General features: G+C 36.7%; 13 protein-coding genes. 1 reads left to right on the top strand and 12 read right to left on the bottom strand.

The annotated features are described in order from the left end of the window. Nucleotides 1-37 precede the first annotated feature (37 nt). Complete coding sequence (locus tag DFR80_RS09380; RefSeq protein WP_114489827.1) at nt 38-910, top strand: AraC family transcriptional regulator; 873 nt, start codon at nt 38-40, stop codon at nt 908-910. A 58-nt stretch (nt 911-968) separates the two neighbouring features. On the opposite strand, the gene DFR80_RS09375 is transcribed toward DFR80_RS09380, so the two are convergent. The 12 genes from DFR80_RS09375 to DFR80_RS09320 all read right to left on the bottom strand — a co-directional run bounded on the left by DFR80_RS09375 (nt 969) and on the right by DFR80_RS09320 (nt 14,124). Next, nucleotides 969-2,111: an amidohydrolase/deacetylase family metallohydrolase gene (locus DFR80_RS09375; RefSeq protein WP_114489826.1), complete on the bottom strand. Its 1,143-nt coding sequence runs from the start codon at nt 2,109-2,111 to the stop codon at nt 969-971. Nucleotides 2,112-2,131: 20 nt separating this feature from the next. Continuing rightward, nucleotides 2,132-3,106: an ABC transporter ATP-binding protein gene (locus tag DFR80_RS09370; protein WP_114489825.1), complete on the bottom strand. Its 975-nt coding sequence runs from the start codon at nt 3,104-3,106 to the stop codon at nt 2,132-2,134. Next, nucleotides 3,106-4,134, bottom strand: coding sequence for an ABC transporter ATP-binding protein (locus tag DFR80_RS09365; RefSeq protein ID WP_114489824.1), 1,029 nt, complete (start codon nt 4,132-4,134; stop codon nt 3,106-3,108). The genes DFR80_RS09370 and DFR80_RS09365 overlap by 1 nt, the downstream gene beginning before the upstream one ends. A 14-nt stretch (nt 4,135-4,148) precedes the next feature. Further along, nucleotides 4,149-4,610 carry a RidA family protein gene (locus DFR80_RS09360; RefSeq protein WP_114489823.1) on the bottom strand — a complete coding sequence of 154 codons (462 nt, stop codon included), beginning with the start codon at nt 4,608-4,610 and terminating at the stop codon, nt 4,149-4,151. 3 nt (nt 4,611-4,613) lie between these two features. Continuing rightward, nucleotides 4,614-5,735 (bottom strand): aminotransferase class V-fold PLP-dependent enzyme, encoded by a 1,122-nt coding sequence (locus DFR80_RS09355; RefSeq protein ID WP_158537705.1) that lies wholly within the window; start codon nt 5,733-5,735, stop codon nt 4,614-4,616. 12 nt (nt 5,736-5,747) lie between these two features. Next, entirely contained in the window at nt 5,748-7,343 is a 1,596-nt protein-coding gene (locus DFR80_RS09350) for an amidohydrolase family protein (RefSeq protein ID WP_233493805.1), read from the bottom strand. Between the two features lie 14 nt (nt 7,344-7,357). Then, entirely contained in the window at nt 7,358-8,200 is an 843-nt protein-coding gene (locus DFR80_RS09345; protein WP_114489820.1) for an ABC transporter permease, read from the bottom strand. A 16-nt stretch (nt 8,201-8,216) separates the two neighbouring features. Next, nucleotides 8,217-9,164 (bottom strand): ABC transporter permease, encoded by a 948-nt coding sequence (locus DFR80_RS09340; protein WP_114489819.1) that lies wholly within the window; start codon nt 9,162-9,164, stop codon nt 8,217-8,219. A gap of 58 nt (nt 9,165-9,222) precedes the next feature. After that, nucleotides 9,223-10,767: an ABC transporter substrate-binding protein gene (locus DFR80_RS09335; protein WP_114489818.1), complete on the bottom strand. Its 1,545-nt coding sequence runs from the start codon at nt 10,765-10,767 to the stop codon at nt 9,223-9,225. Between the two features lie 121 nt (nt 10,768-10,888). Then, nucleotides 10,889-11,905, bottom strand: coding sequence for a LacI family DNA-binding transcriptional regulator (locus tag DFR80_RS09330; RefSeq protein WP_114489817.1), 1,017 nt, complete (start codon nt 11,903-11,905; stop codon nt 10,889-10,891). 288 nt (nt 11,906-12,193) lie between these two features. Further along, complete coding sequence (nikC, locus tag DFR80_RS09325) at nt 12,194-13,078, bottom strand: nickel transporter permease (protein ID WP_233493803.1); 885 nt, start codon at nt 13,076-13,078, stop codon at nt 12,194-12,196. 41 nt (nt 13,079-13,119) lie between these two features. Continuing rightward, a complete protein-coding gene (locus DFR80_RS09320) occupies nt 13,120-14,124 on the bottom strand; it encodes an ABC transporter permease (protein WP_114489816.1) in 1,005 nt (334 codons plus the stop codon). Nucleotides 14,125-14,159: the final 35 nt, after the last annotated feature.

Below are 14,159 nucleotides of genomic sequence, written 5' to 3'. Positions count from 1 at the left end.
AATATAAATAAGATGGAGGAAAGCTGGTGAGATTAAGATGAATAACAAAGATTGCTATTTGAGCAACAGCCTTCTGGAAGTAACCTATAAAAAATCAGAAGAGATATCTGATTCTGATAAGTTTAATATGCATCTGCATGATTTTTATGAACTATTTTATTTTTTAGAGGGTGATGTAACTTATTATATTGAAGGGCATGCTTATAAATTAGAAAAAAATACTCTTTTAATTATGAACAACCGAGAACTACATAAACCAATCTTCAATCAGGATCTACCCTATAAAAGAATTGTTATCCATTTTTTCCCCTGGGTATTATCAAAATATGACTCATATGATTTTAATTTGTTGGAGTGTTTTGAAAACCGCAAAGAAGCACATCATAATAAAATATATGATAGTGATAAAAAAATTTTTAACTACTTTAAGCAAATAACTAAATACGCAGGTCAGAAAAACAAAGAATCGGAAATAATGATTGAAACAATCTTTGTTCAACTCTTAATATTGATCAATAAACTCTTTACTAAAAAAGAAAAAAATGAAAACAGTACTATAAAATATAATGAAAGGATTTTAGATATAATCACCTATATCAACGAAAATATTGACAAATCTCTTTCCCTGGATTTTTTATCAGATAAATTTTATTTAAATAAATCTTATTTATCTCATATTTTCAAAAAACATACCGGAGTTTCAATTATTCATTATATCCATTATAAAAAAATTATGACCGCTAAAAGACTATTGCTGGATGATAATAGCTGTAGTGAAGTTTCTTGTCAATTAAATTTTGGTGATTACTCAACTTTTTACAGAGCTTTTAAAAAAGAAGTTGGGATTTCACCTCAAGAATATCAAAAGGAGCGTTCATCCATAGATAGATATCAATTCTTTAATGATTAAAAATAAGTAATAATTATTTCAAAAAAATAACCCACATTTAAATGTGGGTTAAATTATTTTATTCAATTTTAAATCGAGTATCTGCTTCAATTATTTTAGATCCAATTATCGTCTTAACTGGTCTTAAATAATTATGCAGAATTAGCCTGTTATTATTTGAATCAAAAACTTCAAGTTCACACTCTTCTTTTCTAAAAACTGTAAACCTGGCCTGAGAATTATAAAATTTACTTTGAAAAGAATCAATTTTTAGGATATCAGCAGCATTAACTGTTACAGCTGCAATAACCTGTTCTAGATTCATTCCCAGTTCCAGTAATTTAGACATAGTTAAACTTAAATCCCAGACAGGACCATCGATATTTTCCGTGTGCAGATCAGTACTAATCGTATCAGGAAAATAGCCGGCAGCAAGAGCTTTTCTGGCAACTTCATAATTAAAACTCGCCACCCCATGTCCTACATCAAACTTTACTCCTTTATTTATTGCCTCCTTATATTCATCTAAAAATCTCCCGCTGCGGTAAATTCCCCAACGTTTACCGTGATAAATATGAGTTACAATATCTCCGGGATCTAGATATGGTAAAATATCTTCTAATAAGGGGAGTGGCTCTCCAACATGAACCATTAAAGGAAGTGAAACTTCTCTGGCAGCTGCTTTAGCAAGTTTAACAATATCAGAATTCATCCCTTTTAAAATCACTCCACTTGCCCTTAACTTAATCCCTTTTATATATTCTCTATTCTCTACAATTTGCTGATATAAATTATCAAGATCAATCATATTCAAACTATTAAGCTCACTTATTTGATTTGATTTAATAAGGCCGGTTGAACCCAGATTAATAAAAGAATAGATCGGATAAGCACGCGGCTCAATAATGTATTTTTTAAACCCCAAGAAGTTAGCTTCTCCAGCACTTCCGGTATCATTTAAAACTGTTACTCCAGTTTTAGGGCCAATTAAGTCAGGATTCAAACCCAGATTTGAAACTCCATAATAGATATGGGTATGCAGATCAATCCAGCCAGGAGAAAGGTAATCACCTTCAAGATTTAATATATTTAATTCAGTTTTAGCAGATTTTAAATTTTCTCTAACATATCCCTGTTCATCCAGATAAAATTCTTTTGATTCCTGCTGTTGAGGACCAAAACCTATTAACTTGAAGTTTTTTATTAATTTAATTTTCTTCACCTCCAGAGGCCTGCTTTTAACTACTTATCTAATAAATGACAGGCTGCAAAATGACCATCTCCATAGTCCTTATAGTCAGGTTCAATTTTGGGACAGGGTTCAAAGGCTTTGGGACAGCGGGGATGAAATCTACAGCCTGAAGGTGGATCTACTGGGGAAGGTACATCTCCTTCTAAAATTATCCTATCCTTTTTCTTTTTTGGATCTGCCTCTGGTATAGCAGATAAAAGTGATTGGGTATAGGGATGCATTGGGTTTTTAAATAATTCCTTTTTGTCAGTTAGTTCCACTATTTTACCAAGATACATTACTGCTACTCGATCACTAATGTGTTTTACTACACTTAAATCATGGGCAATAAATAAATAGGTAAGCCCAAATTCTTTCTGTAAATCCTGCAGCAAATTAATAACCTGAGCCTGAACTGATACATCAAGGGCAGATACCGGCTCATCAGCTATAATTAATTTGGGATCAACCGCTAACGCTCTAGCTACACCTATCCGCTGGCGCTGCCCTCCAGAAAATTCGTGAGGATAGCGGTTCATATACTCTTTCGCCATCCCCACATTTTCTAAAATTTCTTCTACTCTTCTATTTTTTTCTTCTTTACTCTCAACCAGCTTATGAATAACCAGTGGTTCTCCTACGATATCAGCTACAGTCATCCTTGGATTTAAAGAAGCATAAGGATCCTGAAAAATGATCTGCATGTCACGTCTGATTGCCCGCATTTCTTTTGGACCTAAATCCATTACACTTTTTCCTTCAAAAATTACCTCACCCGAAGTTGCTTCTAAAAGACGAAGGATAGTTCTGCCAGTTGTCGATTTACCACAACCGGATTCTCCAACCAGACCGAGTGTTTCTCCTGCTTCTACTGCAAAGGAAATATCATCGACAGCTTTTACCTGAGCAACTGTTCTTTTAAAAATACCTGCTTTAACGGGAAAGTATTTTTTTAAGTTCTTTACCTCTAATAAATTCTCAGCCATTAGTCTAAAACACCCCGATCCTCGTAAATTTTTTCTCCTCTTTTTTTAATCTCCTCCAGATCTTTGTATCTCCAGCAGCGAGCCAGATGCCCCCCACCTGTATCTTCTAATGGAGGCTCCTGATCAAAGCATTTATCTGCAGCTAAAGGACAGCGAGTATTAAACTTACAGCCTTCCGGAAAATTAAGAGGTGAAGGTACACTACCCGGAATTGCCTCCAGCCGGTCAACATCCTTATCTAATTTTGGAATTGAGTTCATTAAGCCCCAGGTATAGGGATGCTTAGGATCATCAAAAAGAGTATTTACCTCTGAATACTCTACTACTTTACCGGCATACATTACTGCTACTCGATCTGAAACCTCTGCAATCACACCTAAATCATGGGTAATCATCATAATTGCCATACCATAACTTTCTTTTAAGGAGTTCATTAACTCCAGTATTTGAGCCTGAATAGTTACATCAAGAGCAGTTGTTGGCTCATCTGCAATTAAAAGCTGTGGATCACAGCTTAAGGCCATCGCAATCATTACCCGCTGCCTCATACCACCTGACAGCTGGTGAGGATATTCGTCTACACGCTGTTCGGGAAGAGGAATACCTACTTTCTGCAGCATTTCAATCGCCTGGCGTCTTGCTTCCTTTTTATTCACACCTTTATGCAGTATAATTGCTTCCATAATCTGATCTCCAACAGTATAAACTGGATTTAAAGAAGTCATTGGTTCCTGGAAAATCATTGAAATATCATTACCGCGAATTTTTCGCATTTCTTTTTCAGATATTTTAATTAAATCTTTCCCTTTAAAAATAATTTCGCCAGCCTCTATTCTTCCAGGCGGAGACTCGACCAGCCTCATGATTGATAATGAAGTAACACTTTTACCACAGCCAGACTCGCCTACAACACCCAGAGTTTCGCCAGGATAAATTTCAAAATCAACTCCATCCACAGCCTTGACTATTCCTTCTTCTGTATAAAAGTAAGTTTTTAAATTTTTAACTTCTACCAGTTTTTCAACCATTTTTTACACCTCGATCATTTTTTTACTTTAACAATCATTTCTAATTCAACCGGAATATCATCAGGTAAAACAGAAGTCCCCAGAGCTGCTCTGGCATGACGTCCTTTTTCCCCAAAAATCTTGACCAATAATTCCGAGGCTCCATTAATTACTGCTGGCTGTTCTAAAAAATCAACTGCACTATTAACAAAACCTCTCAATTTAACAATCTCCTCTATCTCATCAAGTGAGCCGACAACTGATTTTACTGCTGCTAGAGCATTAAGACAGCACTGCTGAGCACACTGATAACCCTCATCCAGGCTTACACTATCTCCTACTTTACCTATATAAATAAACTCTCCCTTACTGATTGGCCCCTGACCGGAAACATAAACCAGATTATTTACCTTTTTTGCCGGTATATATTCTGCAATGGGGGTCGGAGTTTCCGGTAATTCTAAGCCGAGTTCTTTAATTTTTGTTTCAACAGCCATTGATTATCCCTCCTCGATGATTTCTTTTATTTTCTCTACAACAATTTGTTCTTCCCCTGGTTGAAGCATATGTGGATTAATCAGAAGGTGCTTTCTGTCGGATTCTACAATTACTGATGGTTCAGCCTGGGCCAACATATCTCTTAGCTCTTCCTTAGTGAATCCCAAAATTTCTTTATCAACTAAAATAAAAAGTCTGGGAATTGTAGCTGGTTGAGTCAGAGGTTGATCGGGATAACCAAGTTCTATTTTAAAGCCAGCGGTGTTTTTTAAATTTTCGTAAATATATTCTGCCTGTTTTTGCCACTGTTCCCTTCTTTTATTCTGATCTTCTTTTAAATAAAGTTCAATAGCTGTTGTTAACCCAATAATAGTTTCTTTATCCAATTTCATTGGCCTGCCTAAAGCGTGATTGGGATAACCATTAGAGCGACATTTATTAAGAAGATCTCGTTTACCAAGCATCAGCCCAGAAGATTGTGGCCCTCTTAAATCCTTGCCACCACTAAAAAGAACTATATCGGCTCCCAGTTCAACAAATTTAGTCAGATTCTCTACTGGAGGTAGTTCAGCTGCAGCATCGACTATAACTGGTAAGTCAAAGCGATGTGAGATTTCTATAACTTCTTCCAGCCCCAAAGATGAACGAAACATATCAGACTGAACAAAGAAAAACACACCAGCTGTTTTTTCTGAAATAGCTCCTTCCAGCTCCCAGCCAAAGGTCTCGATTGCATTTCCGATTTCCACAAATTTTCCACCGGCTGTAATCACCGCCTGATCATAGGGATTACGATGAGATTTCATTAGAATAAACTCATTTTTTAATCCTTCACTCAAAGGCAGCTGTCTAGAAATATATTTATTATCACCAGCAATACAGGCAGCTGTAGAAAGAGCCAGACCCGCCGCTGCTCCTGCAGTGATTAAGGCTGCTTCTACTCCCAAAAGATCGGCAATATACTCTCCACTTTTGCTCAGCAGTTGATCAATATCAACAAACTGTTTCGAAGCTGCTTTCATGGCAGCTAAAACTTCTGCTTTCATTAATGAACCACTGTATTTTGTATAGGTTCCAGCCGCATTAATAATTTTTTTAACGCCCAATTTATTATAAGTTACCATAATCATTCTCCTTTAGCTTAAGATTATTTTGCCAGCTCTAAGCTGCTGGTATTTACCATCTAAAACAGCAATTTTGCCATTAACTATTACTGTTAAAATTCCTTCAGGATATAAATCCGGTCTGGTAAAAGTGGCCGATTTTATTTGTTCCAGATCAAAAATAACGAGATCTGCCACCTTGTTTTGATCGATAATTCCTCGATTTTTCAAGTTAAATTTCTGAGCTGGTAGAGAGGTCATCTTTCTAATTGCCTCTTCCAGATTAAGAATTTTTTTATCCCGCACATAATTACTTAAAACTTCCGTATAACTGCCATAATTTCTTGGATGAGGATTGCCAGATGCCAAAACTCCAGAATTAGATAATGAAACTCCATCACTGCTGATCATCACTGCATAATACTGCATAAAGTTTAGCACATCTTCTTCATTTAAGGCTCTGGAAATCCAATCTCCGGCCAGGTATTCTGTCAGCATTTTAAATAAAGCATCTGCCGGCTCTAATTTCCAGTTGGCTGCAATTTCTTTTAAAGTCCGCCCCTCCAGACTGTGATCGGCCGGATAATTAGCTATAATCTGGTTTTCAGCTCCCCCTCTTCTCCTAATATTTAAAGCCACTGTATCTCTTAATTCTGACTGCACCTTTTTATCTTTTAGCTCGTCCATCGCCTCCTGATTACTTTTATTACTCAAAAATTCATTAGGCAGTACATCACTGGCCATTAATCCACCGGTAGCAAGATAAGGATACTGATCTGCTGTTAGCTCTACTCCCCTCATTCTTGCTTTTTCAATTAAATCCAGCACCTGTCTGGAGCTTCCCCAGACATCAGGTCCAAAAGCTTTAAGATGTGAAATTTCCAGGGAAACTTTTGCCTTCTCTGCAATATTAATGATCTCCTTTACCGCCCCGATAAAACCAATACTTTTAACTCCTTCATCCCTAATGTGACTGGTTAAAACTCCATTTTTAGAACTGATAACCTCTGCCAGCGCAATTAATTCTGATTGAGCTGCAAAATTACCCGGAGAAAAATAAAGACCTGTAGACATCCCCCTGTAACCTGACTCTAATGCCTGAGCCAGAATTTTTTTCATTTGTGCCAGCTCTGCAGCTGTAGCCACCCTATTTTCCATTCCCATTACATAGGCTCTCAGAGTACCATGACCTAAAAGCGGAGTTAAATTGACAGTTTTATCTACATTTTTTAAGGCAGTCAAAAATTGTCCCACACTCTCCCAGGTTGGATGATAACCATAGCTAAAACTCTTAACCTGATCAGCCGACAATTCATTATAAGGGGCTCCACTAATCCCACAGTTTCCAATCACCTCAGTTGTTACCCCCTGACGTAATTTGCTCTGGGCATCAGAATCAAGAAAAAAAACAAAATCCGAATGACTGTGAACATCAATAAAACCAGGACTTAAAAATTTATTTTGAGCATCAATTGTTTTCAATGCTTCGTAATTTTTCAATTTTTCAGGGCTGTCACCTCGAATAATACTAACAATTTTATCGTCCTTAATAGCTAGTCCCCCGTAATACCAGGGGTTTGAAGTACCATCAATTATTTTAGCATTTTTAATAAGCAGATCAACTTTCATATTTTTCATCTCCATTAGAGTTCATCTTTAAATTTAGGATCCAGTCTATCTCTTAAAGCATCACCAAATAAGTTAAAAGAGAGAACAGTAATTACAATAAAAATCCCGGGAAATAATAGCAGCCAGGGCGCTCTCGTAATATAATCCTGACTTGAGCTCAGCATGTTTCCCCAGCTTGGGATCTGAGGGGGAATGCCAACACCTAAAAAATCAAGAGCTGCCATCTGTAGTAAAGCAAAAGCAAAGGTAAAGGTGGCCTGAACAATGATTGGAGAAATTAAATTTGGAATAATATGCAGAAATAAAACTCTACCATTACCCGCTCCCTCTGCAACTGCTGCCTCCACAAAAGCATCTTTTCTAATTTTTAAAGTCAGACCATAGGTTATCCGGGCAGTTCGGGTAAGATAAACAGCACCAACAGCAACAATTACATTGATCAAACCCTGCCCCAAAATTGCAACTAAGGCCAGGGCCAGCATTATAGGAGGAAAAGCCATAACTACATCGATAACTCTCATAATAAACATCCCAAGTGTGTCAAAATAACCGGAAAGCGAACCTAAAACTACTCCAAAAACTATAGAAAATATCACTACCCCAAATCCACTGAGCACTGTGATTCTGGCTCCATATATTATTCTGCTAAAAATATCCCGCCCAAAATTGTCAGTTCCAAACCAGTGAGTAGAATTGGGTTTCTGCAGCCGGTCAATAGGATTAATTTTCATTGGATCATATGGTGCAATCAGGGGTGAAAGCAGAGCCATAGAAATTATAACAACCAGTATTACTGCTCCAACTATAGTTATTTTCCTTCTAAATAATTTTTTGAAAAAACTTTTACTCAAACGCATTTTTACACCACCTTAATTACTCATAACTTATTCTGGGATCTAAAAAAGCATAGGATAGATCAGTTAATAAGTTAATAAAGACATATAAAATTACTACCACAAATATTATTCCCTGAATCACCGGATAATCTCTTCTTAATACTGACTGAACAACCAGCCTGCCTACTCCGGGCAGAGAAAATACTGTTTCGGTAACAACTGTTCCGGAAAGCAGAGCAATAAAGGTAAATCCCAGAGCAGAAACAATGGATATAATAGCATTTCTAAAAATATGCTTTAAAATTACAATAGATTCCTTTAATCCTTTGGCTCTAGCTGTTTTAACATATTCTTCTTTCATAACATCAAGCATGCTGGAGCGAGTCAGCCTGATAATCAGGGCCGAATTAGGTGCTGCCAGGGTGACACAGGGTAAGATTAAATACTTTAGATTATTTAAGTTTCCACTTTCCACTACCGAGGGAAATCCTGATGAAGGCAGCCAGTTTAAATTTACGGAAAAAAGAATCATTAAATTAAGCCCCAGCCAGAAGGTTGGAATAGATGCTGCCAGCATAGCAAAGCCCATTGTCAGCTGATCAAGTACAGTATTATATTTAACAGCAGAAATAACGCCAATCGGGATCCCCAGAATTAAAATTATGAGCATCGAAAAAGTAGCAACAAAAATGCTGGTCTCTGCTCTGTTTTGAATAACAGAAAGCACAGGACTCTGAAAAAAAATTGAATCTCCCAGATCCCCTCTAAAAGCATCCTTAAACCAGGTAGCAAATTGGATATAAATTGGGCGATCCAGACCCAGCTGAACTCTTAGTTTCTCGACCTGTTCTGGAGTTGCATTTGTACCCAGCATTACTGCTGCCGGATCACCTGGCATGAGGTGCATAAATGAAAAAATTAAAATAGAAGCAATTAAAAGTGTTGGAATAATGGTCAGTAAACGTCTAAAAGTATATGCTAACATAATTCTTCCTCCTTGTAATTATAGGACTCCCAAAAAGGGAGTCCTATAACAAAGATAACTATTCAATCCAGACATTCCAGAATTTAGGCCAGATTAAAGAAGTTTGACCAAAACCTTTTACATTTGGACTTGTTATATCATAGGTATAAGTGTCTCCAGTTTTAGCAATAGGCACATGAGTATAAATCTGTTCCTGCAGTTGTGACCAGATTTCTGCTCGCTGTTGCTGATCCATTGTCTTAGTAAATTGTCCTACCAGATCACGTTTTTCCGGGGTATCCCACCAGCCGGGATAGGTTGGACTTAAGAACGTATAAAGAATAGGATCAGGAACAAATCCGTGCCAGGTATAGAAAAAGTCCCAGACTTCAGGATCATTTCTTCTGGTAGCCACTGTTGCCCAATCATAGATCTGTAAGTCAATATTAAATCCAGCTTCGGATAACTGCTGAGCTATTACAACACAGCTGTCATACATTGTTTGATAGGAAGTTGTGGTCATAAATCTAATTCTTTCATTATTATAGCCTGCCTCTTGAGCAAGTTTTTTAGCTAATTCTGGATCTCCCTGACTGTATTTATCAATACCTGCTTCTGAATACCAGATAGTACCCTCTGGCATAATTGAGCCATTTTGATCCCAGAGATCTGGATGACCATGAGCAGCCTGCAGTACTGGCTCCATATCAAGAGCAGCCAGAACTGCCTGTCTTAATTTAGTATTGGTCATCAGTCCTTCTTTCTGATTGAAAAATAGCTCCCCAAACTGAGCACCCTGATTTACTAAAACTTCAACTCTTTCGTCCTCTTTTAGACTCTCATACATGTCTCCCTGCATTCTTTGCGCATAATCATAATCTCCAGCTTTAACTCCATTAACTCTTGTTCCTGTTTCCGGTACAGGAATAAATCTCAACTCATCCAGATAAGCCATTCTCTGGCCGGCAAACCCATCTGATTCCTCTTCTCGCATTGCATAATCATCATATCTAGTCAGAGAAATATAACGACCAGTATTCCACTCATTAAACTGATATGGTCCTGTTCCAATATATTCTTCAGGACTAATCGGCTGTTCATTTGCATTTTCCATAATTTCTTTGGGAAGGATTACTGGTCCACCATTGATAAAAGCCAGCATTGACTTCCAGGGAGAAAAAGCTTCAGAAAAATAAAGATTTACTGAATACTTACCATCTGCTTCTACCTTATCGATATATTCAAATAAAACAGGTCCTCTAACCCCAAATTCTCCCCATCTTTCCAGAGAAGCAACTACATCTTCTGAAGTCATTTCTTTTCCATTATGAAAAGTAACTCCTTCTCTTAAGTTAATAGTAACCAACTTACCATCATCACTCACCTCTGAGCCACTGGCCAGCATTGGAACAGGCGCATACTCTGAATTAAAAGTATATAGTCCTTCAAAAATATGCTGAGCAATAATTGTGGCCAGGTCAGAAGTAATAACCTGTTGGTCTAAAGAGGGTGGTGTATCAATCATTGCAAAACGGAGAGTGCCACCTTTTTCCTGGGCCATCACCATAGAACTTCCGATCAATAAAAAAGCCAGCAACAGTATTAGAGTTACATTTTTACGCATTTTTTACCTCCCATGCTATTTAGAGATCACAAACAACAAATAAAAATCATTCCTCCTTCCTTAAATTTATTAATGAAATAAACAAAATTTGTTTGAAATATAATTTTCTTAAATTATAATATTAAATACTAGCTGTTGACTCTCTAATAACTAATTTTGGATTAAATATTTGTTGCTTTTTATATTCCGCTTTTTCAGCTTCAATTAAATCTACCAGCAGATTGATAGCAGCTCTTCCCATCTCTCTTCTTGGTTGAGAAACCGTCGTTAAACTGGGAGTGGAGTATCTACTCTGAATAATATTATCAAAACCAATTACAGAAATATCTTCCGGAATTCTCACCTTCATTTCATAAGCTGCTTTTAAAGCTCCCAGTGCCATCTGATCCTCAGCAGCAAAAACTGCTGTCGGTAATTCTTTTCTTTGCAGTATTTTTTTCATCTTCTGATAACCGCTGTGATAGGAGTAATTGCCTTCATAAATATAATCTTCTTTTAATGATATCAGGTTATCTGCCAGAGCCTTTTTATATCCCATTAAACGCTGTCTTGAATCTTTTCGATTTTGATAGTCAGGTCCGGTAATAATAGCAATTTTTTGATGGCCCAGTTCTATAAGGTGCTCTACTGCCAGATATCCTCCTTTAAAATCATCAATATTGATACTGGGAATGTCATTAAAATAATGAGCAATTAAAACTATTGGTACATTTAATTTTTTTAATTTATTGAAAATCTTATTTTTCTTAATCAATTTTTTAGTTCCACCAATTAAAATCCCTTCAATAGAACTCTGATACAGCAGGTTATTTATAATTTCTTCAAAAGACTTATTATTGAGCATTGATAAGATTAAATTATAATTTTTTTCCCTTGAACTTTTTTCTATACTATTAACGATATCGCTGAAATAGGGATCAAGATAGTCAAGTATTAAACCAAGGTTGTAGGATTTTTTGGTAGAAAGTGATCTGGCATTAATGTTGGGTCTGTAGTTTAATTCTGATGCTATTTCTAAAACTTTATTTTTAGTGTCTTCTTTAATTGGAATAACAGAGTCTTTATTATTAATAACTCGCGATACTGTAGTTATGGAGACTCCTGCTTTTTTAGCTATGTCTTTTAAAGTGACTGCCATTTGAAAAACCCCTCTATTTTATTAATATTCTGAATATTTAAAGTGAATCTTGACTTCCTCAAATTACTAAAACCTTAACAGTTAACGTTTTCATTTTTTTATATCATATTTAATATATTAGACGCTAACTTAATAAATCCTTTATTTTTTTAATATTTTTTATATTTTTAATATTTATTCTTGTTCGCTAATAAAAAAATAGGTCTGCATAAACCAAGGATTTTGCAGCAAAAAACCTCTTTTTATACAGGCTAGTTGCCCACTAAAAGAGGTTTAAAAAAGTTTATCTCACTTATGCAATCTCGGATCAAAAGCATCCCGGAAACCATCGCCCACCAGATTAAATCCAAGCACCAATAAGGCAATCGCAATCCCCGGAAAAGTTGCAATCCAGGGAGCATTTCTTAAAAAATCCTGGCCATTGCTGAGCATAGCTCCCCATTCCGGCGTAGGCGGCTGGGCTCCCAGGCCGAGAAAACTTAAACCAGCTGCATTGATAATTGCCCGGCCAATACTCAAAGTTGTCTGAATAATAATTGGAGCCATAGAATTCAAAAAAACATGTTTTAAAATAATCCGGAGATCATTTGCTCCCAGCGCCTGAGCTGCCAGCACATACTCTTTTTTCTTGACCGAAAGGACCGAACTGCGGACAATTCTGGCATACTGAGGAACATAAACAATTCCAATTGCAATCATCGCATTATAAATTCCTGGACCCAGGATCGACATTATTACAAGAGCTAATAAAATATAAGGAAAAGAAAGCATTAAATCCATAAACCTCATAATTAACATATCCAGCCAGCCACCGTAATAACCCGAGATAAGTCCCAGCGTCACTCCAATAATTAGAGAGATAAAAACAGCAATAAAACCAATTTGCAGAGAAATTCTGGCACCATAAATTATCCGGCTAAAAATATCTCTTCCAAATTCATCTGTACCCAGAAAATTTTCGGAAGATGGCGGCCTAAAAGACTTAATAAAATTTTGTTCTAAAGGATCATAAGGAGCAATCAGAGGAGCAAAAACAGCAATTACAGCAAATATAATCAGAATTATAATACCGGCAATTGCAGTTCTATTCTTACGCATTCTGCGCAACGAAATAGTCCATAAACTTTGGCTTTTAATCTTATTTTCTTCTGTTATTCCAGTTAATTTTGCCAAGATTTTCACCTCCCTTATTGAATCAAGTTTGTCTCTTCAGTTTAAGAATAATGAATCCGGGGATCCAGATAGGAATATAAAATATCTACAATCAAATTAATAAATACAAAAAATGAAGCAATAAAAATTACTGCTCCCTGAATCACTGGAAAATCTCTACCTAAAATTCCGTTGATTAGCAGTCTCCCTACTCCTGCTCTGGCAAAAACTGTTTCTGTCAGCACCGCACCTCCCAGAAAACTGCCAAACTGAAGGCCGATAATTGTAACAACTGGAATCAAGGCATTTTTAAGCACATGTTTTAAGATCACTACTTTTTCCGGTAATCCTTTGGCCCGGGCTGTTCTAATATAATCCTGGTTTAAAACCTCTAAAGTAGTAGATCTGGTCATTCGAGCAATCATAGCCACTGGAATTGTGGCCAGAGTAATCGCAGGCAAAATAAGATGAGAAAAAGCACTTCTAAAGGCGGCCCAATTACCGGTTACAATACTATCCAGAAGATAAAAATTTGTAATAACCTCTAAATCTGCCATTCTCGAAATACGCCCGGATATAGGCAGCCAGCCCAGCCGGGAGCCAAAAACCAGCATTAACATCATTCCCACCCAGAATACAGGCATCGAAATTCCAAGTAAGGCTCCAACCATAGTCAAATTATCAACCAGCGAATACTGTTTAATTGCTGAGACTATCCCGGCAGCTATCCCAATTAGACTGGCAAAAATCATACTTAAAATTGTGAGCTCTATTGTAGCAGGAAAAGCAGATCCAATCTCATTAATAACAGGATTTCTATTTCTAATTGATCTTCCCAGATCCCCCTGCGCTAAATTACTTAAAAACTTATAATATTGAACATAGAGAGGCTCATCAAAACCAAGCTCAGCCCTAAGTCGGGCAGCATCTTCTGCAGTTCCCTTATCTCCCAGCATAATCTGTACCGGATCACCAGGTATTAAATGTATCATCAAAAAAACTACAATTGAAATAGCAAGTAATAGTGGTATCAAAAGCAGCAGTCTTCTTAAAATGTAGCTAAGCATATTATATTCACCCCGAAAAATTAATGGGGGTAGAA

Origin of the sequence: Halanaerobium sp. ST460_2HS_T2 (assembly GCF_003337665.1) — a bacterium.
Taxonomy (GTDB): domain Bacteria; phylum Bacillota; class Halanaerobiia; order Halanaerobiales; family Halanaerobiaceae; genus Halanaerobium; species Halanaerobium kushneri.
Note: the sequence above shows the minus strand (reverse complement) of the source record. Positions and strands in the feature narration are given on the sequence as shown.

What these genes read in the sequence shown, in the direction of transcription:
- DFR80_RS09380 (WP_114489827.1), top strand. Translation starts at nt 38, where the DNA reads ATGAATAACAAAGATTGCTATTTGAGCAACAGCCTTCTGGAAGTAACC.
- DFR80_RS09370 (WP_114489825.1), bottom strand. Translation starts at nt 3,106, where the DNA reads ATGGCTGAGAATTTATTAGAGGTAAAGAACTTAAAAAAATACTTTCCC.
- DFR80_RS09365 (WP_114489824.1), bottom strand. Translation starts at nt 4,134, where the DNA reads ATGGTTGAAAAACTGGTAGAAGTTAAAAATTTAAAAACTTACTTTTAT.
- DFR80_RS09360 (WP_114489823.1), bottom strand. Translation starts at nt 4,610, where the DNA reads ATGGCTGTTGAAACAAAAATTAAAGAACTCGGCTTAGAATTACCGGAA.
- DFR80_RS09355 (WP_158537705.1), bottom strand. Translation starts at nt 5,735, where the DNA reads ATGGTAACTTATAATAAATTGGGCGTTAAAAAAATTATTAATGCGGCT.
- DFR80_RS09350 (WP_233493805.1), bottom strand. Translation starts at nt 7,343, where the DNA reads ATGAAAGTTGATCTGCTTATTAAAAATGCTAAAATAATTGATGGTACT.
- DFR80_RS09345 (WP_114489820.1), bottom strand. Translation starts at nt 8,200, where the DNA reads ATGCGTTTGAGTAAAAGTTTTTTCAAAAAATTATTTAGAAGGAAAATA.
- DFR80_RS09340 (WP_114489819.1), bottom strand. Translation starts at nt 9,164, where the DNA reads ATGTTAGCATATACTTTTAGACGTTTACTGACCATTATTCCAACACTT.
- DFR80_RS09335 (WP_114489818.1), bottom strand. Translation starts at nt 10,767, where the DNA reads ATGCGTAAAAATGTAACTCTAATACTGTTGCTGGCTTTTTTATTGATC.
- DFR80_RS09330 (WP_114489817.1), bottom strand. Translation starts at nt 11,905, where the DNA reads ATGGCAGTCACTTTAAAAGACATAGCTAAAAAAGCAGGAGTCTCCATA.
- DFR80_RS09320 (WP_114489816.1), bottom strand. Translation starts at nt 14,124, where the DNA reads ATGCTTAGCTACATTTTAAGAAGACTGCTGCTTTTGATACCACTATTA.